This is a genomic window from Nocardia sienata NBRC 100364 (assembly GCF_001613205.1).
Taxonomy (GTDB): domain Bacteria; phylum Actinomycetota; class Actinomycetes; order Mycobacteriales; family Mycobacteriaceae; genus Nocardia; species Nocardia sienata.
Map to the genome: position 1 here is coordinate 39,014 of NZ_BDBX01000017.1, position 20,386 is coordinate 59,399.

Sequence of the window (20,386 nt, forward strand, 5' to 3'; positions counted from 1 at the left end):
TACGCAGAAAATCCGCGCGCAGAGGGCGTTCGGTCCCGATTCCGGTGCTTGACTGCGACGTAGCGTCACACCGGAAGCTGGTGCCATGAGGATCAGCGAAATGGCTGCGGCCGCCGGAACGACTCCCCGCGCCGTCCGTCACTATCACCGGCTCGGCCTGCTTCCCGAACCGGTCCGCCCCGACAACGGCTACCGCGACTACGGACTGGCGGAGCTGGCGCGACTCATGCGTATCCGCTGGCTCGCCGACAACGGGTTGCCGCTGGGCGCGGTGGCCGCCGTGCTCGAGGCCGAGCGCGGCGCATCGGATACCGATGATCTCCGGGCCGATCTGGCGGCCCTGCACGACGAGATCTCCCACCGCATCGCCCAGCTCGTCCGCAAGAAGGAAGGGCTCGGCCGGATGCTGGCCGCCGTCGACGCGGGCCGGACGCTCACCGCGCTACCCGCGGAACTCGCCGACGCGCTCGACGCCGCCCGCGAGCGAGCCGACGACCTGGAACGCGCCGCACTCGACCGGGAGCGGGATCTGCTGGAGATCATCGCCATCTCCGGCGACACCCCGGACGAGATGTTCGGCTGGTTCGCGCGCGCGTTCTCCGATACCTCGGCCAGGGAGAGCTACCGCCGGATGCTGCGCGGCTGGGAGCGGTTGAGCGGCCGGGCGGTGGAACAGGCCGGGGAGTTGATCGAACAGGTGGCGCATGAGCTCGTCGTCGGACTGCGTGCCGCCGACTTCGAATCACTGCGGGCTTCCGTAGCTCACGGTGGCACCGGCGCGCCCGATCTGTCGCTGCCGGCACTCGTGCCCGATCCAGCCCAGCGCCGGGCGGTACTGCGGGCGATCGAACTGCTCACCGGCGCGGACGATCGACCATGACCGGGCGCACAACCAGGTTCCTGCGGAACCAGGGCCGGGCCTACCGCGCGGTCTGGTTGTGGATGCGCCGGCGCACCGATTGCGACGGCCGAGAACGCGCGCCGTTGGCCGGTACGCAGGGCGCGCTGGCGATGCCACTGGCCTTTCTGGCGGCGACCTTGCTGGAGATGACGGTGCTGCACATCCTGATCCCGTGGGCATGGTTGAGTGTTCTGCTGGGCGTGCTGTCGCTGTGGTCGTTGCTGCTGCTGTTCGCGATGTTCGTCGCGGATATCGCCTACCCGCACTACGCCACCGACCGGGCGCTGGTGCTGCGCCGCGGCGGCCGTGAGATCGCGACCATCGCGTTCGACCGGATCGCGGCCGTCGCCGCACATCGCCGCTACAACCACACCGGAACAGCCCTCGACGGCGACCGCCTGTTCCTCGCCGGACCGGACGGCACCACCGTCGATATGACGCTTTTCGAGCCGGTCGATATCCGCGTGGACTCACCGCTGCCCAGCGGCCGGATCTCCGCCGCGGTGACCCGGATCAGCCTGTTTCTCGACGATCCTGAGCAACTTTCCGGCGTTCGGACACGCCCGGGAGTGTGAAACGCCGTGTGACGAACCTTTCGATGCGGACTTCCCGTGGTCAGGATGTATTCTGATCAAGAATGCGTTCGCATTCATAGACTGTTTTCCGGATCGGGCGTGTACCCACGCGCGCGGCGGCGACCTAAGAGGAGGTGGTGTTGCAATGCGCAGCGAACCTCCCAGTCGAAGGCCGCGCGGCGTCGTCCGCCCGCGTTTCCGCTTGCAGTAACTGTCGGCGGAGCGGCCCGGCTCGGCGCCTCGCGGTGTGACTTTCCTTCGAAATCACTCGCAACTCACTGCTGTGCCGAGGACTTCTCATGTCGCAGACCGATCTCATCGAAGTGCCGACGACGCTGTCGGAATCCCTCCAGGACGTGGTCGAGAGCCACCGCGTCGATGCCGCGCTGCACTGGCTGGACAATCATCCGCCGCACGTCATCGCCGACGAACTCGCCCGGATGAATGCCGTCGAGGCCGGGGTCGCGTTCCGTTTGCTGGACAAGGACCTGGCGCTGGCGGTGTTCGAGGAACTCGAACCCGTCGACCAGCAGCAGATCCTGCAGGGTTTGCGGGAGAAGAGTTTTCGCGAACTCGTCGAGGGTATGGCGCCCGACGACCGGGCCCGCATGCTGCGCGAGGCGCCGGCGAAGGTGGCGAAGAAAGCCCTCGCCGGGCTGAGCCCCCGCGAACGCCGGATGACCGCCGCGCTGCTCGGCTACCCCGAGGGGTCGGTCGGCCGGTACATGACGCCCGAGGTCGTCGCCATCCCCGGCACCCTCACCGTCGCCGACGCCCTGCGCACGGTCCGGCTCAAGGGCGGTAACGCCGAAACGGTCTACACCCTGCCCGTGGTCGACGCGGGCCGCCGCCTGCAGGGCATCGTGGAGCTGCGCGAACTCGTGCTCACCGGCCCCGACACCATGGTCGCCGATCTCGTTGTCACCGAACCGGCGTTCGTCCGCGCCACCGATTCGGCAGAGAAGGCCGCGCGGCTCATGCGCGAGACCAACGACATCAACCTTCCCGTGGTGGACAGCGAGGACCGGCTCGTCGGACTGCTCACCATCGACGACGCAGTCGAGGTCATCGAGGCCGCCGACAGCGAGGACGTCGCCAAACAGGCCGGTTCGGCACCCTGGGAAGGCCACTACATGGCCGCCGGGGTGTTCCAGCTCGCCCGTTACCGGGCGCTGTGGCTGATGCTGCTGCTGGTCGCGGCCACACTGACCGTGAGTGTGACCGGTTTCTTCGAGGCCACCCTCGAACAGGCCGCGCAGCTGGCGCTGTTCATTCCGCTGCTCATCGGAGCCGGCGGCAATGCAGGAGCCCAGGCCGCGACAGCGTGTGTGCGTGCGGTCGCGGTCGGCGAGGTGCGCGGCAGTGACCTGTTCAAGGTCATCTGGCGGGAGTGCCGGGTGGGCCTGGTCCTCGGGACCATGCTCGCCGTGGTCGGTGTGATCATCGGCGGACTGTTCGTCGGCCCCCGGGTCGCGGTGGTCGTCGGGGTCACGCTGGTGCTCATCTGTGCCTGGGCCGCCACGATCGGCGGCACCATGCCGTTGCTGGCCAAACGGCTGCGGATCGACCCGGCGGTGGTGTCGGCGCCCATGGTCACGACGCTGGTCGACGCGACCGGGCTGATCATCTACTTCACCACCGCGAAACTGGTGCTGGGAATCTGAGCGGGGCAGCGTCGGGTCGAGTTCGGCGCTCGGCGCGGCCCGGCCTGTGCCATGGGAGTGATGGTTCGCGGTGTGCTTGTTCGTCGGCGGCGCGGTCGAGGCTCGTGCGGAGAATCGAAGGCCTATTCGCCGCAGAATCTGCGGCGAATAAGCGTAGTATCGCCAGCTGGCGGCGCTCTGACGCCCGGCGGACGCGGGTGGGTATGGGCTCATCGGACAGGGTGACGCGGCTCGCTGAAGCGGTGAGTGCGTGGGCAACCCTCAAACCAACTCGGTGACCGGCCGGATGAGCAGTTCGGTGATTCGAGTCGGGCCACACTCCGAAATCTCTGTCACGGTAGGCGGTCGCCGGCGTGAGCCGCCCCAGGAAGAACCCGGCTCCGCCGCAGGTGGCGCTGCCCCCGTCACCACCACAGACGACGGCCGCTGGATGCCGGGTGGGTCAACAAGCATTGGACCCAGTTCTGGCATGACGAGGAGATCGGTCGGCGGCGCGGAACCCAGGTCACGGTGCGTCCGGCCACCCCGGCCGAGTTCACCCGCCATTTCGGCAGCCGACCGGATCTGGCCTGGGGCCGGTTTGCGCAGGAGCGCGCCGAGGCCTGGTGAGCGTGGGCTTCGGTGCAGGCGGAGGTGGGTTGCGCTCATAGCCCGGTCCGTTCGCGCGGGTTCGTGATCCGCAGCGTCAGCAGATGCGGATGGTTGGCGTCGTCGAGGGCGAGAGCGGCGGTCCACAGGGACGCGTCGATGGATTCGGGTAGGCGCCAATCCCGGGGTGCGACAGCGGGGTATCGCAGGAGTATCGGGTCGGTGCCGCAGTGGCGGGGGCGGACCGCCCACCATTGACGGCCGGTGGCATCGATGGTGGCGGCGGCGAGGACATCCGCCCCGGCGGGCAGTCGCGCGGCGGCGGTACGGACAGGTGCCGGGATATGCCGGGCGGCGGCACGGGCATCCAGTTGGTCGGCGAAGACGAGGAAGACGAAACCGAGTCCGAACATGCCGGGGCCGAGGGCGGCGCGCACCCGGGCGGCCGCCACATGGATCGGATTCGGATCCGTGGCGCCTCGGCTCGGATCGACCTCGGCGCATTCGGCGTGGATCGTCGCGCCGTCGAAGCGGAATCCGAACAGTACGGGCAGCGATCCGGCGGGTACGGTCGGCAGGAAGTGCGCGGTGATCTCGGCGACCGACTCGTCGTCGGGGTAGCGGATAGCGCTCATCCGAGCAGTCCCCTCGCGACGGTATGTGTCCAGAACTGGTGGCGGATCGCATCCCACAGGCGGGTGTATTCGGGGAACCGTTCCCGCATATCCGCGAGGTCGGCGCAGGCGCGGGCGGGCAGCGGTACGGCCGCGCCCGCCGTATTGCGCACCTCCAGGATCTGGATCGCCCCGCGATCGAGCCGCCACGCGGCCAGCCGGCCGTCGCATTCGGTGTGGTGCGTCGGTGCGTGCGTCTCGGCGGTGCCGAAGGACGCGGGGAAAGCGTCTTTGCGACAACGACTTCCGTATCTCTCGGACATGCGACTATGTTGCTGCAGGTCACAGACCCGGCGTAGGTCGGCGCGAGGCCGTCACGGGATCGATCGGAAGTCGCAGCACGTTTCCCGGTGCCTGCCTACGATTGTTCTCGTACTGAGAAACGCCGGGCGATTCGTTGAGAAACAGGGGAGGCACGATGCCGAGCAAGGCGGATCTCAGCGGCACCACACTGCCGCGGCGGCAACTGGGGAGAGCGTTGCGCGACGCGCGCCACGCACGCGGTTCGACGCTGGAACAGGTGGCCCGGGAGACCGAGTTCAGCCGGGCGACCTTGAGCCGGATCGAGCTGGGACAGTACGAGCGGATCAAGGTCCGGGAGGTCGAATACCTCTGCCGTTACTTCGATCTGCCGGAAGACCGCACTCAGTATCTGATGGCCATTGCCGCGGAATCGAATACCAAGGTCTGGTGGCAGCACTATCGACATTTCCTGCACGAAGGATTCAGCTCCTACCTCGAACTGGAGTCCTATGCAATAGAATTCCGGTTCTTCCAACCACTTGTTATCCCCGGCCTGCTCCAGACTGCGGACTATGCCAGAGCCGTCTATCGGGCGTCCGCACCGGACGATCCGGATTCGGAGGTCGACAGCTGGGTCGAAATGCGCATGCAGCGTCGTACTCGAATCATGCAGCGGCGTTGGAAGGCTCGACTCGAGTTCATATTGCACGAGAGTGTGCTGCACACGGTGGTCGGGTCCAAACCGAAGATGGCTGCTCAGTGCCGCTGCATTGCCGATGTGAGCACCCAGGAGAACATTGCGATCCGGGTGGTCCCATTCGAGGCCGGTCTTCCCACCGGCCACGTCGTTCCGCCATTTATCGTCCTTGACTTTCCGGATACCGAGCCGTCCGTAGTCCACTCCGAGGGTGCGATCGGCTCGATGACTTTCGAGGACACCGTTGATGTGGATCGATTTCGGTCCCTGTACGAAACGATTCGGTCCGCAACGTATGACGAAGTCGTCTCGCGGGACCGAATCCGGAAAATAGCAAGGAGATACGAGCAATCATGATCGGGTATGCCGGGGATGAGTGGTTCAAGTCCTCCCATAGCGGGACCCAGGGTGACTGTGTCGAAGTCGCTTGGCTGGGCTCGGGGCGGGTCGGCGTGCGGGATTCCAAGAACCCGGCCGGTCCCGCGCTGGACTTCGCACCGGAGGACTGGGATGCCTTCATTGCCCGCATGAGTGGAGCCTGAAATGATCCCCGGCGTCTCAGGATGCCGGGAACCGGGCGTCGACATGAGCGCACCTGGCAGTGTGCTTGTACGCGTGCGCCCACCTCGCATCGGTGGCTAACGGCTCGTGGTGTGGCACCGCGGAATAGTCGTGCGACGTTGTCAGATGTTCTCGATCCGGAACAACACACAGCGGCCCGCCAGGGCGGCGAACTCATCGGGGTCGTCGCCGGTCACCACCCCGGATTTGATCATGACCGGTACGCCGGTGGGTACGAGTCGCGGGAACTCCCGGAGCACCGGCTCGCTCTCCACCGCCGGAACCTCTACCAGGCGCACGGTCCGCGTCTTCCGTTTCGTCTTCAATTCGACGGTCTCCGCGGCCTGCACATTCTTCACCCAATCGGCACCGGGAATACCACCCAGAACGTATTCGGCGCCGTTGAATTCGAACGGGGTCACCGGTGTGGTGCGTGGCTTTCCCGAGGTCCGCCCGGGCACCGTGAGCAGAGTCACGGGTAGGGAAACTCCGACCCGGCCGACGGCGACCATCAATTGATTCATCGGCTTCAGCCAGCGGGGGATCTGGACACGGTTGTCATCTGCCATTCGCACACCTCTTTGTACCCGTGGTTCGATGAGCACGTCACCTTCCCGGTGACGACGAGCCGTCCGGCGCCGGCTCCCTGCCGCGGCGTGCAGCTGCTCGGAAGCCGGGGAGAGTGGGTCAGATCGTGTGGGTGCTCAGGCCGCCGGAGATGGTGAGGGCTTCACCGTTGTAGCGGCCGCCGGAGTCGGAGACCAGTAGCAGGATCAATTCGGAGACCTCCTCCGGCTGGATCAGCCCGCCCCCGGCCTCGAACATCGCCATGGCGTCCTCGCGGGTGGGGTTCTCGTGGTCGGGCATCAGTTCGCGGTAGGTGGCGGGGTTCATGATCATGTCGGTCTGCACTCCCGAGGGCAGTACCGCGTTCACGGTGATGCCGTGTTCGGCGACCTCTTCGGCCAGTGATTTCACCAGGCCGACCACACCCCATTTCGCGGCGGCGTAGTGGCCGGATCTGCGGGCGCCCATGCGGGCGACGATGGAGGCGGTGGCGACGATGCGACCGGAGCCGCGCTCGATCATATGCGGGACTACGGCACGGAAGCTGTGGTAGACGCCGGTCAGGTTGACGTCGATCATGTCCTGCCAGGTCTGTTCGGACATTTCGGCGATCAGGGCGTTGGATGCGATGCCCGCGTTGGCCAGCAGGATGTCGATCCGGCCGAATTCGTCGAGGGCGCGGTCGGCGACGGCGTAGAGCTGTTCCTGATCACGAACATCGGCGGTGACCGGGACGCAGCGGCGGCCGGTGTCGCCGACGAGTTTCACCGTTTCGGCGAGGTCGTCTTCGGAACCGAGCGCGTAGGGCACGCTCGCGATCGGCGCGGCGATATCGCACAGCACGATATCGGCGCCGGCCGCGGCCAGTGCCACCGCATGCGAACGGCCTTGTCCCCGCGCGCCGCCGGTGACGACAGCGACCTGTCCGTCCAACTTCCCCATGCTTGCTCCCTCCTCGGCTCCTCGCACCCATCCTCACATTGCCGGTCCGCGTTACGGGCCGGTTCGGGCCGCCGCCACCCCGTCATGTCCAGCGCTACCGACGTCGGACGCACCCCGAACGACCGGTAGATGTGTCCGGGGGATCGTCCTCGGCGGCGATACCCGGCCCGAATTCGGAATGGTCCTCGATCTGTAGGCCGACCGGCCCGCCGCACCGATCGACGACACGGCGCGGCGGGTGCGCTCAACGGTCAGCGGCTTTCGGGCCGGCTGCGTCCGAGGAAGGCGGCCAGGCGTTCCGTCGGCCCGGCCGCGGCGGGCGGCTCGACGCGCGGGCCGAACGGTGAGCCGGGGCCGCGGAAGGCGTCGCTCAGCGCCCGCTCGGCGATGGCCTGCGCCTTGGCCACGAGTGCCGGATCGGCTTCGGCGGGCCGGCCGATTGATACGGCCAGGTCCCAGCCGTGCGCGACGGTTTCCATGAGGTACCCGCCGACGGCGAGCCCGCCGGGGGCCTCGCCCCAGGGCGCGATGAGCGTGCGGGTCAGCAGCGCGTCGTCGGACCACCGGTCGAGAGCGGCGCTCGACCGTTTCAGGTAGTCCTCCCCGGGCCGGTTCCCATCGATATCGGCTCGGGCGGGGAGCAGGCGCGGGTCGGCGCCGGTAGCGGTCGCCACCAATTTGGCCGGGTGACAGGAGAGGTGCTCGAGCAGCGCGCGGACATCGAAGTCCGGGCAGGGGGTGGGGGCGTTCCACTGGTCGGGGCGGACCGCGGCCATGAGACCGGCCACCCACTCCTGCGCGGCGGCGAGGTCCGATCGGAAATCCGGTATCTGGGTCATGGGAGTAGTCTCGGGCATACAAGGTGACATCTGGTGTCACCTTTTCGTGGGATTCTGAAGAAGTGCGCGCGGACCGGTTGCTCCAGATCGTTCAACTGCTACGGCGGTACGGGCGGATGAGTGCCGCCGAACTGGCCCAACGCCTCGAAGTCACCAAACGGACGGTGCTGCGCGATATGGAGTCGCTGTCCGCCGCCGGGATCCCGGTGTACGCCGAACGCGGCCGCGGTGGTGGATTCGCGCTGGTGCCCGGGTTCGAACCGGACGCCGAGCAACTCACCGCCGAAGAGGCGCGGGCGCTCTTCGTCGCGGGCGGGCGGGGTACGGCCGAGGCGCTCGGCCTGGGGAACTCGTTCTGTCGTGCCCTGCACAAGCTGTCCACCGCTCTTCCCGACGATCAGCACCGCCTGGTCACGCATGTGCGGGATCGGATCGTCCTCGACACCGGCGGATGGCACCGCGACCCGGCGGTGCTGGACGCCCTGGCCGCGGTGCAGGCCGCGGTGCTCGACGATGAGCGGATCCGGATCCGCTACCAGTCGAGAAAGGCCGATGCTCCGGGCGACCGGACCGTCGATCCATGGGGGCTGCTCCAAGTCGGCACGACCTGGTATCTCGTCGCCGCCCATCGCGGCCGGCCGCGCAGCTACCGGGTCTCCCGGATCAGTGCCGTACGCCGGCTCGGTGAGCCCGCCCGGCGTCCGCCGGATCTCGATCTACACCAGGTGTGGCGGCAGATGCGCGACGACTTCCGTGGGGCGCCCGCCACCGAGATCGTGCTGCGCGTGCACCGGCCGCGATTACCGCTGGTGTTGCGGTCGCTGGCGGTGACCGCGCTCGGCGACCCCGAACCCGTCCCCGACGAGCCGGATGCGCACCGACTGCGGGTACGCAGTGTGGAAGGGGCCGCGGCCATGCTGGTGGGTTTCGGTGCCGAGGTCGATGTCCTGGCCCCGGCGCAGTTGCGGGATCGGATCATCGCGATCGCGCAGGCCGCGAGCGAGCACCACCGGGCGGCGTCGCGGCGGTCGGATCCGGCCGAAGCGGAACTTCTGTGATGCGGGCAAAAATGTCGTTGACTCTCCATCTACTGGAAGGTTCAGGCTGGTTCCCGTGAGTGACCACGATGCACTGTTCACCATCGGTGAGTTGGCACGCCGCACCGGACTTTCGGTGCGGACCATCCGGTTCTGGTCGGACTCCGGAGTCGTGCCGGCGACCGTCCGGTCGCCGTCGGGCTACCGGCTCTACGACACCGAGGCGGTGGCCCGGCTCGACCTGGTGCGTACGCTGCGCGAACTGGGTCTGGACCTACCGACTGTGCAGAAGGTGTTGCGGCGGCAGGCCACCGTGGCCGAGGTCGCCGCATCGCATGCCCGCGCCTTGGACGCCGAGATCCGCACCCTGCGAATCCGGCGCGCGGTGCTGCGTTCGGTCGCTCATCGGGGAAGCACGACCGAGGAGATGAGAATTATGCACAAGATGGCCGAACTGTCCGCTGCCGAACGCCAACGGCTGATCGACGACTTCGTGGACGCCATGTTCGACGGGATAGCCGACGATGCGCCGGGAGCGGATATCGCGCACGGGATGCGGATGCTGCCTGCCGAACTCCCCGACGACCCGAGCCCGGAACAGGTGGATGCCTGGATCGAATTGGCCGAACTGGTCACTGACGTCGACTTCCAGGCGCGCTGCCGCCGGATGGCGGTGACCGGCGCGACCGGCGACGCCGGACCCGAGACCGCGGTCGACCCGGGCCGGGTGTCCGAGCATGCCCTGCGCGCGCTCGCCGAAGGCGTAGCGCCCGGATCCGGCCGTGGCAGAGAGGTGCTGGAACAGATCGTCGACGCCGGTCTGCCTGCGGCGGAACGCCGGCGGCTGGCCGATCGGACGGAGGTGTTCACCGACCGCCGGGTCGAACGGTACTGGGAACTGCTGGGCATCCTCAACGGCTGGCCGCGCCGGGAACCCCTGGTACCGGCCTGGGAGTGGTTCATCGAGGCGCTGCGCGCCCACGCCTGATCCGCGTCTCCGGTGCGGCGCCACCCGCGCCGCACCGGAGACGCCTTCTGCCACAGGCCACCATGAGATCGCCGAATCCACGCGCGGGCGCGGCGCGCCTCCGTCTCCGCCTCGGTGGCGTCCGCCGGTTCATTCCGCTTCGAGCCTGGCCCGAACCTTCTCGATATGGTCGGCCAACTCGGCCTCGTCGATGATCCTCCGGGCGATCAACGAATGCGCCAGTGCGACGAGCTGATTCTCCGGAAAGGGCAGCGCCGGATAGACCTCCCCGGTGAGACGGTCCTCCTCGTCCCGCCGAGCGAGCAGCGGTAGCGCCGCTCCTTCTCGGTCGAGGGCGTCGCATATCCCGTCCAGACTCGATTTCCACGGTGGAGACGGATTCTCGACGCCGTATTTGCCGGCCATCCGTGACCACACCTGCCCCCGGGCGATCATCTCTTCCAGCAACTGCACTCTGACCCGCGTGACGTCGTTGTCCACTGGCATCTGTTGTCCTCCGGTCGGTCAATAGTTCTGCGCCGGGTGCACCGCGGTGTGCACAGGGCGTTCCACGTCCGCGGTTCGTCCGGGCTTGGGAAGGGCGACACCGATCAAGCAGTCACGCGTCACGATCTGCGTGAGCTGCTCCTCGGTCCATCCTTCCGTGCCGTCCGGGCGTACCGGCAGCACCATGAACCGATGCTTGGAATTGGAGTCCTCGACTCGGATCCGGACGTCTTCGGTGAGGTAGAGGCCGAATTCGGCGAGAACCTGGCGCGGCCAGCGGACGAGCCGGCGGCGGTAGTTCGGCGTCCGATACCACTCGGGCGAATTGCCGAGCAGCGGCCGGGGATAGCAGGAACACAGGCTGCAGCAGATCACGTGATGCAGGGTCGGCGTGTCCTCGAGTACGTGCAGCGCGGTGAAATCGCTGGGCGTTCCGAAGCCGGTCGGTTTCAGCCAATCGATACCGACCTCATGGCATGCCGTGACGGCGTCATCCAAGGCGAGCTGCTTGAAATCTGGGTCGGACCACGCCTTGGCGACGAACCGGGCACCCGGCGCCGGGCCGAGTTGCTCGAAATACTCGGTGTAGCGGCGGTGGTCCTCGGCGGTGAACAGCCCCTTCTCGATCGCGAGCTCGCGGAGTGCGATCTCGAGCACCTCGAAATCGGTGACCTCCTCCACCATCGGCGCGGCGTGCCGGGGAGCTTCGGTGTCCTCGCCTTCGTTCGATATCCCGCTCATCGCGTTCCTCTCGCTGAGGTGTAACCCGGTCTAGGAGATCGCCTGGAGCCAGGGCTCCGATATTTCCGCCTGCAAGGTGTCGCCGGGGGGCCCCTGGTACGGATCCCACAGATCTGTCATATCGAAGCGCACGATGTAGAACCATTCCGGGCGCCGGTCCTCACGGTCGAACGCCTCGTCCTCCGGTATCGGGCTCTCATAGGACACTTTGACGACCGTTCCCGGTTTGCCGCGCAAATACTCCTGGGTGCGGGTGTAGAAGATGGTCGGAAGGTCACGCACCAGTACCCGGTCGCCGACCCCGAATCGGGGAGTGTCCGCCTGCCCGGCAAAACATTGGGGATCGCCTTGGCCGACTGCGTCACGGTGATGAATATTGCGCGCCACCTCGGTACCTTCTCCGGTGCTGCGGGGCGCGGCCTCCAAGGGGCCGGAGCCGCCCGCGCTGCGCTCCCGGACCTCATGGCTTCGTTCGAGCAGTTCACGCAGCGTGATATGCCGTTTGTCGATGAGGCAGCGAGCGACGGCCAGCACCCAGCGGCCGTAGTAGGGAAAACCGAGATACTGCATACGTCCGACGTCGACATTTCCCAGCCTGCGGCGTTCCTCGGAAGTCCAGATGCCCCGCCAGCCCAGCACCTCGCAGGTGATGAACGTATTGAGCTCCCAGACCTCCTCTTCCTTTTCTTCGAAAACAGCCGGCGCATCCGGTTCCCCGCCCACATCGTGCGGGGTTTTCATGAATGCCCGGAAAAGCCCGTGATCGATCTGATCGGGGTAGGGCCAGTCGCGGAGCTGGTGTAGCGCGACGCGCAGCTGACTGACGTAGTCGTCCATGACCGAATTTGCCATGTTCGCCATCTCCCTGGAGTGGGTTGGTCGCCATCAACCCTAACGGGGGTCGGTCGGACACTCCGGTTTCGAAACCATCAAATCTGTGACTCGGTTCCGGTGGCGCCGCCCTGCCGATACTCCGGTTCGATATACGAAATCGGGCCGGTGCCGACAAGACGGGCGGTCCGGTTCCTGGTGTCCGGTGCGGTGGGCCCCGGCTGCGGTGGGCCCCGCGCGGGGCGGTTTCGGAAGGAGCTCCGCCCGGACCCGTGCCGGTGGGTCACGTATGACACATCCCGCCGGCCGCCGGGCGTGGAGCCGAAGGACGACGGTGGCTCGCGGCGGCGTCATCGCCCCGGCGGAATTGCGCCGCGGGATAGTCCTGATCGGTGTCCATTGTTGTCGGCATTGCTCCGTATCGAGTCGTCGGCGCGCAATGATTCGCGTATCGTCGGATGCCGGGGTGGGCACTGCGCATCGAAAGACAGGATGCGGATGCTCTCGGTGGAGGGGGGGATACGTGCCCTTTTGGTCCAGGTGGCGCGGTGAGTAGCATTTCTTCGCTTTTCGGTCGGCTGGCCGAACGGCTCATTCGCGCGAAAAAAACCGGGGCCGAGGTGCTGTCCCAGCCGCCTGCTGATGTGGCGACTGTCCTCCGTAAGGGCGCCAATCGCATCGAACAGGCGAGTGGAACACCCGTGAACGTCGCCGCGTCCTCGCCCGGCCCGCCGATTCCGCCTCCGCCGGCGTATCCGCCGCCACCGCCCTTCCCTCCCGGACACGCGGATCCTCCTGTGCGGGGGAGTGCACCGGTGAATGCGCCCGAGCAGGGAAAGCCGCCCGGGCAGGCGGCGCCGGACCCGGATGTCCCGGCTACGCCTGCGGCGGCCGACCATATGGACACCCCGATGCCTCCGTGGGCCGTCGAGAACGCGCTGACCAACCTCTCGCCCGGCAGCGGGGACAGATTGAACAATTTCGGCGAAGGGACCGGCTTCAGCGGCGTGTACAACCCACCGACGGGCAGAATCCTCGCCTATCCGAGCGGTGACGCGCGAAGGCTCGACAGCGACGGACGCCCGGCCAATCTCGTGTCCAGGTACGGCGGGCACGGTGATGTCGAAGACATACTCTGCGATCTCACCGGCGCGCGTCGAGGGGAGAATCTCGGATTCGTCGCCCTGCTCCGTAGCGACGGTTCACTGGGTTGCCGTTGGACTTCCGGGTCTGTCAACGGCGAGAATCCGAGCTTCGAAGGTTCCAAGGTGCCGGAGCGCATGCGGCCGGCAGTGATGAAAGCGCTACGTGAAGCAACCGGCCGGAAAGTGGAGTCCGACGTATGAACGAGATGACGATCAATGGATTGCCGTTGCCGGCCGCGCTGTCCGCGGCGATCACGGAGCAGCGGTGGATTGTCCCGGCGGATGCGGCGGCGCTCGAGCGCGTATTCACCGAAAGACCGGAAGAGCCCAACTTCTACACATTCGAGTACATGCAATTCGAGAACAGCAAATGGCCGGCACTCGCCGCGCGCAGTCCCCGGCTGTGCGGGACCCCGGACGAGTCGACCCCGCCGGGGGATATCGACCCGGAGCTTTCGGTCCTCATCGGCGACCTCGGGTACGACATGCCCTTCGCCCTGGACTACCGGACATCCATGACCGAGCCACGGGTGCTGTATGCCTCCCCGGAGTCCGGACGCTGGGTCACCGTCGCCACCCGCATCGAGGAATTGCTCGCCGAACTCGGACTGTGAAAAGCGTTCGTCGGTCACCCGAGAAGATGCGACGGCTCGACACGGATACCGGTTCGGTTCGCTGAGCCGTCCGGCGTGGCCGGCGCTCGACCACAGGTCAGAACTCCCAGTCCTCGTCTTCGGTATTGACCGCCTTGCCGATGACATAGCTGGAGCCCGAACCCGAGAAGAAGTCGTGGTTCTCGTCGGCATTGGGGGACAGGGCCGACAGAATGGCCGGGTTGACCTCGGTCTCGTCCTTCGGGAACAGGCCCTCGTAGCCCAGGTTCATCAGGGCTTTGTTGGCGTTGTAGCGGAGGAACTTCTTGACGTCCTCGGTCAGGCCGACCTCGTCGTAGAGGTCCTGGGTGTAGTCGACCTCGTTGTCGTAGAGCTCGAACAGCAGCTCGAAGGTGTAGTTCTTCAGGTCGTCGCGTTCGGCCTGGGTGACCTGCTCGAGTCCGCGCTGGTACTTGTAGCCGATGTAGTAGCCGTGCACCGCCTCGTCACGGATGATCAGGCGGATCATATCGGCGGTGTTGGTGAGCTTGGCGCGTGAGGACCAGTGCATCGGCAGGTAGAAGCCGGAATAGAACAGGAAGCTCTCCAGCAGGGTGGAGGCGACCTTGCGCTTGAGCGGGTCGTCGCCGCGGTAGTACTCGAGGACGATCTCGGCTTTGCGCTGCAGGTTGCGGTTCTCCTCCGACCACCGGAAGGCGTCGTCGATCTCGCGGGTCGAGCACAGGGTGGAGAAGATCGAGCTGTAGCTCTTGGCGTGCACCGACTCCATGAACGCGATGTTGGTGAGTACCGCTTCTTCGTGCGGGGTCAGCGCGTCGGGGATCAGGCTGACCGCGCCGACGGTGCCCTGGATGGTGTCCAGCAGAGTGAGGCCGGTGAACACCCGCATGGTGAGTTGTTTCTCGTCGGCGGTGAGGGTGTTCCAGGAGGGGATGTCATTGGACACCGGGACCTTCTCGGGCAGCCAGAAGTTACCGGTGAGCCGATCCCAGACCTCGGCGTCCTTCTCATCGGGTACCCGATTCCAGTTGATGGCCGAAACCCGATCGATGAGCTTCATGCTGCTTCCACACCCTTCCCAACGAATCCGACGACTTCCCTGCGCGTGCCGTAACACTACCCCTTGGGGGTCGAATCACCGAGCGCCACCACAACTTGTGTTTCGCACGCCGAATGCGCTAGGAAGCGGGAGGTTTCGGCGCGCGTGGACCGCAAGCGCCGAGCGTACTTCAGTCGTCGGTCGGCGGTTTGTGGTGGCCGTCGGATCCGTTGTCGCCCGAGGACGACGGCGACATGGCGAGACCGAAGGCCAGCCCGAAGCCGATACCCAACCCGACTCCGAGCGCCACATTGTTCAGCACCACCAAGCCGAGCGGGATCCCGATCGCCAATCCTATGACGATCCCGATACTCAGCCGGCTCGCGAGTGAGCGATCACCCTCAGTGTTGCCGCCCATAGTTCGACGGTACGCCGGTTAGTGGCGCTCACCTGCGGAAACAGGGTCTCGGAACGATTGACGTCCGGTTGCGGACCGGTGGCTCGGCCGCCGGACGGGACCGGTCGGCGAATAGCGCTTCCCGATCAGCCGGCCGGAGTGCCGTCGCGCGGCTCTGCGCCGGGTCCGTTGCCGGAGGACGTTCCCCCGCCGGGATGTGGGCCCGCGGGCGGAGCACCGCCGGGGCCCGCGCCGCCCGCGGGTGGGTTCGGCCCGTCGGAGCCGTCGCCGGGGTAGGGGCCGGCCGTCTCCCGCGGGGCCGCGGCGACCGCGGTGGTGCTCGCGGCGGCGGCCGGTGCCGAACTGCCGGTGGCGCCCGTACCGGACGAGCGGGCCGCGACCACGGACGTGGTCCCGACCGCGTCCATGATCCACAGCGCGCGCCGCCGGGACAGCATCACCGACATATCGTGGACGAGCCCGAGATCGTATTCGTGGGGCGGTTCCGTTTGTGGCCGCTCGATTCGTTTCCGCACGTGCGCACCTCTTTCCGATGGGGTGACAACCACGGTAGGAACGCTGTCTGGCGGATTGCTGGAGCCGCATTGTGAGTCCTCTGTGGACCGATCGCCGCCGCTCGCCGGACCACTGCCGTCGCGCGGTACCGAGGTCCGGCCCGGCTGGTCACCGAGACCCGGCGCGCGGGCCACACCCGGACTCCCGCCTTCGCGCGGCAGGCCCGACGCCTGTCCGAACCGCTGCATGCCGTCACGAAGCGCGGGATGCCGACCGCGCGCCGGAAGCCGCGGGCCATACCGGATTCGTGCGGGAAGCGTCAGTCCATGACGTAGGCGTTGAGGGTGTCGCGGATATCGGTGAGAACCGCCCGCGCCGCCGTGAGGCCGGTGGTGTGCCAGAGGACGTCGTCGACGACGAAGGTGCGCTTGTCGCTCACCGCGCCGAGTTCCTCCCACGGCTGCGAGCGCATCACCGACTCTCCGTGCTCCTGCCCGTCCGGGCCCGCGAACAGGACATAGATCAAGTCGCCCTCGGCGTCCACGGGATCGGATTCGTCGATCGGCGCGGAGGTATCGCGCTGCGCCGTGGGCCGGGTGGCACCGGTATCGGCGAGAATCTGCGCGGCGAAGGTCTCGTTGCCCAGATACTCCGTACCGCCGGGGGTGAAGCGCACGATCGAGGCCTGGACGTAGCGGGCGTTGATGGTGGCGCCGGTATCGGCGGCCTCGGCGCGATAGGCGTCCAGCGCCGCCGCGCCCGCCCCCTGCCGGCCCATTGCGCCCGCGAACGCGAGGAACTGCTTCTCCCAGTTCGGCTCCGCGCCGACCAGCACGGTCGGGGCGATCGAGCTCAGCGCCGCGTAGTCGGCCCGGCCGGCGGGGGTCTCACCGATGATCAGGTCGGGGTCCAGTTGTGCGATGAGCGCCGGGTCGGGGTCGGCGGCGGTACCGACGCCGGGGATCTCGACGACCCCGTAACCCAGATAGGCCGGCTGCGGCACGGGGCCGGGAATCGTGGTCGCGCCGACCACCCGCTCCCACAGGCCGACCGCGCAGGTGGCGTCCAGTGCGGAGGTGCCCAGCACCACGATGCGCTGCGGGTCCGCCGGGACCCGGGACTCACCCGACGCGTGCCGGACGGGGCGGGTCGGCCCGTCGGCCGGATCGGGCGCGGAAGGCAGCGGGCAGGCCTGCGTGGTGTCGCGTTCGATACCGACCACGCCCGCACCGGCGATATTCGTCGTGGTGCGGATGATGGAGGCCGAATCGTCGGGATGACTCGCGCACGCCGACACCGCCAGCGCGGTGCAGGCGAGCACGGCGCCCAGGAGCCGGCCGATCCGGCCGGTCCGCACGGAGATCCGGGGCTCACGCGCGGCGGGGGTGTGGACAGCGGGGCTCACCGGCATGCCGGGAAGAGTACACGGCGGTGTTTTTTGGCGCCGCCTTCGGCGTCGCGGGGTTGAGGCCCCCTTTGGTCTCGCCGTTCAGGCCTCGAGACTCGCGCCTTCGGCGCATGCGCTTCGAGGCCTGAACGGCGAGACGGGCCTCAACCCTTTGAGGTGTCTCGTAAATCTCGACGCATGCGGGTTGCGTCCGTGCTGTGCGGCTGCGGCGCATGGACGGCGAGACGGGCTTCGACTCTTTGAGGTGTCTCGTAAATCTCGACGCATGCGGGTTGCGTCCGTGCTGTGCGGCTGCGGCGCATGGACGGCGAGATGGGCTTCGACTCTTTGAGGTGTCTCGTAAGACTCGATGCATGCGGGTCACATCTTTTCTGTGCGGCTGTGCGGCTGTGCGGCTGTGCGGCGAGAGAGGCCTCGACCCTTGGAGGTGCCTCGTGAGACTCGGCTCAGGCGGGTTGCGTCTGTTCTGTGCGGCTGCGGCGCATGGACAGGGAGTCGGGTCGGTGTACTCGGGGCCCGCGGCCGCCACCGGTGTCCGGCGGGCGTCGCTCGGGAAGGAGTGCCCGGCGACCCTGAGTACGACAGAGAGTAGGACCCGGGCGACCCGGCTTCAGCGGAAGGTTTACGATTCCAGAAGCGCAAGCTAACCGTTGGCCGCGCGGTCGCACCGGGCGGCGGGCAAAACAGTGGAGCCTGCGGAGCGACCTAAAGGCACCTTCAGGAGGATCAGTGACTGCCGTAGAGCCCAAGCCAGTCCCGCAGGGGGTGGAAGCGACTAGGCCATTTCCGGCGCGAACAGGGCCGAAGGGGTCGTTCATCTACAAGATGGTGACCACCACGGACCCCAAGGTCCTGGGTGTCATGTACTTGACCACCTCGATGGCGTTCTTCCTCATCGGCGGCCTGATGGCCCTCATGATGCGTGGTGAGCTCGCTCGTCCGGGTCTGCAGTTCCTCTCGCCCGAGCAGTTCAATCAGCTGTTCACCATGCACGGCACGATCATGCTGCTGTTCTACGCGACCGCGATCGTGTTCGGCTTCGCCAATATCATCCTGCCGCTGCAGATCGGCGCACCCGACGTCGCCTTCCCGCGACTGAACGCCTTCAGCTACTGGCTGTACGCGTTCGGCGCCACCATGGCGACCGCCGGCTTCATCACCCCGGGCGGCGCCGCGGACTTCGGCTGGACGGCCTACGTGCCGCTCACCGATATCCTGCATTCGCCCGGCGTCGGTACCGACCTGTGGATCATGGGCCTGGCCGTCTCCGGCCTGGGTACCATCCTCGGCGGTGTGAACATGCTGACGACCGTGGTCTGCCTGCGCGCTCCGGGTATGACCATGTTCCGGATGCCCATCTTCACCTGGAACATCGCCGTCACCAGCGTGCTCGTCCTGCTCGCCTTCCCGCTGCTGACCGCGGCGCTGATGGGCCTGGCCTACGACCGCCACCTGGGCGGCCACATCTACGACCCGGGCACCGGCGGCATCCTGCTCTACCAGCACCTGTTCTGGTTCTTCGGGCACCCCGAGGTCTACATCATCGCGCTGCCGTTCTTCGGCATCGTCTCCGAGATCTTCCCGGTCTTCAGCCGTAAACCGATCTTCGGTTACACCACCCTGGTCTACGCGACCCTGGGTATCGCGGCCCTGTCGATCGCGGTGTGGGCGCACCACATGTACGCCACCGGCGCGGTGCTGCTGCCCTACTTCTCGTTCATGACCTTCCTGATCGCGGTTCCGACCGGTGTGAAGTTCTTCAACTGGATCGGCACCATGTGGAAGGGGCAACTGACGTTCGAATCACCGATGTTGTTCTCGGTGGGCTTCCTCGTCACCTTCCTCTTCGGTGGTCTGTCCGGTGTCATCCTGGCCAGCCCGCCGCTGGACTTCCACGTCACCGACTCCTACTTCGTGGTCGCGCACTTCCACTACGTGCTCTTCGGCACCATCGTGTTCGCCACCTACGCCGGTATCTACTTCTGGTTCCCCAAGATGACCGGCCGCATGCTGGACGAGCGGCTCGCGAAGTGGCATTTCTGGACCACATTCCTCGGGTTCCACCTCACCTTCCTGGTCCAGCACTGGCTGGGCGCCGAAGGTATGCCCCGCCGCTACGCCGACTACCAGGCCGGTGACGGGTTCACCACGCTGAACACCGTCTCCACCATCGGCGCGTTCATCCTCGGCGCCTCGATGCTGCCGTTCCTGTGGAACGTCTTCAAGAGCTACCGGTACGGCGAGGTGGTCACGGTGGACGATCCGTGGGGCTACGGCAACTCCCTGGAATGGGCCACCACCTGCCCACCGCCGCGGCACAACTTCTACGAGCTGCCGCGGATCCGCTCCGAACGGCCCGCCTTCGAACTGCACTACCCGCATATGATCGAGCGGATGCGCAAGGAAGCGCACGTCGGATTCACCGGCGCTGCCAAGCACCATCCCGAGGAGACCTTGGTCAAGTCCTGACCTCCGGTACTTCACGTATGCACCCGTCGGCTTCGGTCGGCGGGTGTACTCGTCTGCGTCGGTCTTGTTCCAGGAGATCTTGTCGGCGGGGGCCGATGTGAAGTTGTTGGTGGGTGCGTGAGGTGGGCTTGCTCTCAGAGGCGAGCGAGGGGCCTGCCGAGGATGGGGCGGGGCTGCTCGCGAAGGTGAGTAGTGGGCATGCTCGTGAAGCCGCACCACTCACAGAAGCCCCGGCCGGGTCCACCCCAACAAGCCGCGTCGACATGCCACCCCGGCCTTCCGATACCAGCGCAGCCCCATGCGTCGAGTGTTACGAGACACCTCCAAGGGTTGAGGCCCGTCTCGCCCTTGGCCGCAGGTGCTCAACGGTCGCTCTCTATGGACGGCCCACCGCACATCGCATGCGGCGCAGCCGCGAGTCTCGAGGCCGAAACGGCGAGACCAAGGGGGCCTCAACCCCGCGG

Annotated in this window: 22 protein-coding genes; 10 read left to right on the forward strand and 12 right to left on the reverse strand. The window is 67.0% G+C overall.

Annotated features, from left to right (window positions below):
• Nucleotides 1-85: 85 nt before the first annotated feature.
• The 3 genes from NS4_RS11470 to mgtE all read left to right on the forward strand — a co-directional run bounded on the left by NS4_RS11470 (nucleotide 86) and on the right by mgtE (nucleotide 3,140).
• The gene (locus NS4_RS11470; RefSeq protein WP_084487127.1) at nucleotides 86-880 is read left to right on the forward strand and encodes a MerR family transcriptional regulator; all 795 of its coding nucleotides are present in this window, start codon (nucleotides 86-88) and stop codon (nucleotides 878-880) included.
• Nucleotides 877-1,476: a hypothetical protein gene (locus NS4_RS11475; protein ID WP_063059510.1), complete on the forward strand. Its 600-nt coding sequence runs from the start codon at nucleotides 877-879 to the stop codon at nucleotides 1,474-1,476. Before NS4_RS11470 ends, NS4_RS11475 begins: the two co-directional genes overlap by 4 nt.
• A gap of 299 nt (nucleotides 1,477-1,775) precedes the next feature.
• On the forward strand, nucleotides 1,776-3,140 hold the full coding sequence (gene mgtE / locus NS4_RS11480) for a magnesium transporter (RefSeq protein ID WP_063059511.1): 1,365 nt from the start codon (nucleotides 1,776-1,778) through the stop codon (nucleotides 3,138-3,140).
• 644 nt (nucleotides 3,141-3,784) lie between these two features.
• Here the strand turns inward: mgtE and NS4_RS11485 are convergent.
• Together NS4_RS11485 and NS4_RS11490 are read right to left on the reverse strand one after the other, a co-directional pair.
• Nucleotides 3,785-4,363: a hypothetical protein gene (locus NS4_RS11485; RefSeq protein WP_063059512.1), complete on the reverse strand. Its 579-nt coding sequence runs from the start codon at nucleotides 4,361-4,363 to the stop codon at nucleotides 3,785-3,787.
• Entirely contained in the window at nucleotides 4,360-4,665 is a 306-nt protein-coding gene (locus tag NS4_RS11490; RefSeq protein ID WP_063059513.1) for a hypothetical protein, read from the reverse strand. Before NS4_RS11490 ends, NS4_RS11485 begins: the two co-directional genes overlap by 4 nt.
• A gap of 155 nt (nucleotides 4,666-4,820) precedes the next feature.
• Between NS4_RS11490 and NS4_RS11495 the strand changes: the two genes are divergently transcribed.
• Together NS4_RS11495 and NS4_RS11500 are read left to right on the forward strand one after the other, a co-directional pair.
• Nucleotides 4,821-5,699 carry a helix-turn-helix domain-containing protein gene (locus NS4_RS11495; protein WP_063059514.1) on the forward strand — a complete coding sequence of 293 codons (879 nt, stop codon included), beginning with the start codon at nucleotides 4,821-4,823 and terminating at the stop codon, nucleotides 5,697-5,699.
• On the forward strand, nucleotides 5,696-5,884 hold the full coding sequence (locus NS4_RS11500) for a DUF397 domain-containing protein (protein WP_063059515.1): 189 nt from the start codon (nucleotides 5,696-5,698) through the stop codon (nucleotides 5,882-5,884). The genes NS4_RS11495 and NS4_RS11500 overlap by 4 nt, the downstream gene beginning before the upstream one ends.
• Nucleotides 5,885-6,025: 141 nt before the next feature.
• Here the strand turns inward: NS4_RS11500 and NS4_RS11505 are convergent, their stop codons facing one another.
• The 3 genes from NS4_RS11505 to NS4_RS11515 form a co-directional block, all read right to left on the reverse strand.
• Complete coding sequence (locus tag NS4_RS11505) at nucleotides 6,026-6,472, reverse strand: nitroreductase family deazaflavin-dependent oxidoreductase (RefSeq protein WP_063059516.1); 447 nt, start codon at nucleotides 6,470-6,472, stop codon at nucleotides 6,026-6,028.
• A gap of 118 nt (nucleotides 6,473-6,590) precedes the next feature.
• On the reverse strand, nucleotides 6,591-7,412 hold the full coding sequence (locus NS4_RS11510) for a mycofactocin-coupled SDR family oxidoreductase (protein ID WP_063059517.1): 822 nt from the start codon (nucleotides 7,410-7,412) through the stop codon (nucleotides 6,591-6,593).
• 251 nt (nucleotides 7,413-7,663) lie between these two features.
• Nucleotides 7,664-8,251, reverse strand: a complete 588-nt coding sequence (locus tag NS4_RS11515; RefSeq protein WP_169811752.1) for a TIGR03086 family metal-binding protein — start codon at nucleotides 8,249-8,251, stop codon at nucleotides 7,664-7,666.
• A gap of 23 nt (nucleotides 8,252-8,274) precedes the next feature.
• Between NS4_RS11515 and NS4_RS11520 the strand changes: the two genes are divergently transcribed.
• Both NS4_RS11520 and NS4_RS11525 read left to right on the forward strand, forming a co-directional pair.
• Nucleotides 8,275-9,309: a helix-turn-helix transcriptional regulator gene (locus tag NS4_RS11520; RefSeq protein WP_157106006.1), complete on the forward strand. Its 1,035-nt coding sequence runs from the start codon at nucleotides 8,275-8,277 to the stop codon at nucleotides 9,307-9,309.
• Nucleotides 9,310-9,364: 55 nt separating this feature from the next.
• Nucleotides 9,365-10,276: a helix-turn-helix domain-containing protein gene (locus NS4_RS11525; protein ID WP_063059520.1), complete on the forward strand. Its 912-nt coding sequence runs from the start codon at nucleotides 9,365-9,367 to the stop codon at nucleotides 10,274-10,276.
• Nucleotides 10,277-10,405: 129 nt separating this feature from the next.
• Here NS4_RS11525 and NS4_RS11530 read toward each other — a convergent pair whose 3' ends face one another.
• From NS4_RS11530 to NS4_RS11540, 3 genes are read right to left on the reverse strand one after another with little or no spacing between them, the layout of a single operon-like run.
• Nucleotides 10,406-10,762, reverse strand: coding sequence for a hypothetical protein (locus NS4_RS11530; protein WP_063059521.1), 357 nt, complete (start codon nucleotides 10,760-10,762; stop codon nucleotides 10,406-10,408).
• Nucleotides 10,763-10,780: 18 nt separating this feature from the next.
• Nucleotides 10,781-11,503, reverse strand: a complete 723-nt coding sequence (scnC, locus tag NS4_RS11535) for a thiocyanate hydrolase subunit gamma (RefSeq protein WP_063059522.1) — start codon at nucleotides 11,501-11,503, stop codon at nucleotides 10,781-10,783.
• A 30-nt stretch (nucleotides 11,504-11,533) separates the two neighbouring features.
• On the reverse strand, nucleotides 11,534-12,355 hold the full coding sequence (locus NS4_RS11540) for an SH3-like domain-containing protein (protein ID WP_157106007.1): 822 nt from the start codon (nucleotides 12,353-12,355) through the stop codon (nucleotides 11,534-11,536).
• Between the two features lie 794 nt (nucleotides 12,356-13,149).
• Here NS4_RS11540 and NS4_RS11545 point away from each other — a divergent pair.
• On the forward strand, nucleotides 13,150-13,680 hold the full coding sequence (locus tag NS4_RS11545; protein ID WP_157106008.1) for a hypothetical protein: 531 nt from the start codon (nucleotides 13,150-13,152) through the stop codon (nucleotides 13,678-13,680).
• Nucleotides 13,677-14,093 (forward strand): hypothetical protein, encoded by a 417-nt coding sequence (locus tag NS4_RS11550; RefSeq protein ID WP_063059525.1) that lies wholly within the window; start codon nucleotides 13,677-13,679, stop codon nucleotides 14,091-14,093. Before NS4_RS11545 ends, NS4_RS11550 begins: the two co-directional genes overlap by 4 nt.
• Before the next feature lie 97 nt (nucleotides 14,094-14,190).
• Here the strand turns inward: NS4_RS11550 and nrdF are convergent, their stop codons facing one another.
• From nrdF to NS4_RS11570, 4 genes are all read right to left on the reverse strand, one after another.
• Nucleotides 14,191-15,153: a class 1b ribonucleoside-diphosphate reductase subunit beta gene (gene nrdF, locus NS4_RS11555; RefSeq protein WP_039826023.1), complete on the reverse strand. Its 963-nt coding sequence runs from the start codon at nucleotides 15,151-15,153 to the stop codon at nucleotides 14,191-14,193.
• 169 nt (nucleotides 15,154-15,322) lie between these two features.
• Nucleotides 15,323-15,550 (reverse strand): hypothetical protein, encoded by a 228-nt coding sequence (locus NS4_RS11560; protein ID WP_063059526.1) that lies wholly within the window; start codon nucleotides 15,548-15,550, stop codon nucleotides 15,323-15,325.
• A 125-nt stretch (nucleotides 15,551-15,675) separates the two neighbouring features.
• A complete protein-coding gene (locus NS4_RS11565; RefSeq protein WP_063059527.1) occupies nucleotides 15,676-16,065 on the reverse strand; it encodes a hypothetical protein in 390 nt (129 codons plus the stop codon).
• A 299-nt stretch (nucleotides 16,066-16,364) separates the two neighbouring features.
• A complete protein-coding gene (locus tag NS4_RS11570) occupies nucleotides 16,365-17,456 on the reverse strand; it encodes an ABC transporter substrate-binding protein (RefSeq protein ID WP_084487129.1) in 1,092 nt (363 codons plus the stop codon).
• Nucleotides 17,457-18,182: 726 nt separating this feature from the next.
• On the opposite strand from NS4_RS11570, the gene ctaD reads away from it, so the two are divergent.
• Complete coding sequence (gene ctaD / locus NS4_RS11575; protein ID WP_084487130.1) at nucleotides 18,183-19,922, forward strand: aa3-type cytochrome oxidase subunit I; 1,740 nt, start codon at nucleotides 18,183-18,185, stop codon at nucleotides 19,920-19,922.
• The last annotated feature ends 464 nt before the right edge of the window (nucleotides 19,923-20,386 follow it).

Excerpts from the sequence above, each read along its gene's own strand:
- nrdF (WP_039826023.1), bottom strand. The coding sequence starts at position 15,153 with ATGAAGCTCATCGATCGGGTTTCGGCCATCAACTGGAATCGGGTACCC.
- NS4_RS11495 (WP_063059514.1), top strand. The coding sequence starts at position 4,821 with ATGCCGAGCAAGGCGGATCTCAGCGGCACCACACTGCCGCGGCGGCAA.
- NS4_RS11550 (WP_063059525.1), top strand. The coding sequence starts at position 13,677 with ATGAACGAGATGACGATCAATGGATTGCCGTTGCCGGCCGCGCTGTCC.
- NS4_RS11570 (WP_084487129.1), bottom strand. The coding sequence starts at position 17,456 with ATGCCGGTGAGCCCCGCTGTCCACACCCCCGCCGCGCGTGAGCCCCGG.
- NS4_RS11485 (WP_063059512.1), bottom strand. The coding sequence starts at position 4,363 with ATGAGCGCTATCCGCTACCCCGACGACGAGTCGGTCGCCGAGATCACC.
- NS4_RS11470 (WP_084487127.1), top strand. The coding sequence starts at position 86 with ATGAGGATCAGCGAAATGGCTGCGGCCGCCGGAACGACTCCCCGCGCC.
- NS4_RS11500 (WP_063059515.1), top strand. The coding sequence starts at position 5,696 with ATGATCGGGTATGCCGGGGATGAGTGGTTCAAGTCCTCCCATAGCGGG.
- scnC (WP_063059522.1), bottom strand. The coding sequence starts at position 11,503 with ATGAGCGGGATATCGAACGAAGGCGAGGACACCGAAGCTCCCCGGCAC.
- NS4_RS11510 (WP_063059517.1), bottom strand. The coding sequence starts at position 7,412 with ATGGGGAAGTTGGACGGACAGGTCGCTGTCGTCACCGGCGGCGCGCGG.
- NS4_RS11490 (WP_063059513.1), bottom strand. The coding sequence starts at position 4,665 with ATGTCCGAGAGATACGGAAGTCGTTGTCGCAAAGACGCTTTCCCCGCG.
- NS4_RS11475 (WP_063059510.1), top strand. The coding sequence starts at position 877 with ATGACCGGGCGCACAACCAGGTTCCTGCGGAACCAGGGCCGGGCCTAC.
- NS4_RS11515 (WP_169811752.1), bottom strand. The coding sequence starts at position 8,251 with ATGACCCAGATACCGGATTTCCGATCGGACCTCGCCGCCGCGCAGGAG.
- mgtE (WP_063059511.1), top strand. The coding sequence starts at position 1,776 with ATGTCGCAGACCGATCTCATCGAAGTGCCGACGACGCTGTCGGAATCC.
- NS4_RS11505 (WP_063059516.1), bottom strand. The coding sequence starts at position 6,472 with ATGGCAGATGACAACCGTGTCCAGATCCCCCGCTGGCTGAAGCCGATG.
- NS4_RS11560 (WP_063059526.1), bottom strand. The coding sequence starts at position 15,550 with ATGGGCGGCAACACTGAGGGTGATCGCTCACTCGCGAGCCGGCTGAGT.
- NS4_RS11540 (WP_157106007.1), bottom strand. The coding sequence starts at position 12,355 with ATGGCAAATTCGGTCATGGACGACTACGTCAGTCAGCTGCGCGTCGCG.
- NS4_RS11530 (WP_063059521.1), bottom strand. The coding sequence starts at position 10,762 with ATGCCAGTGGACAACGACGTCACGCGGGTCAGAGTGCAGTTGCTGGAA.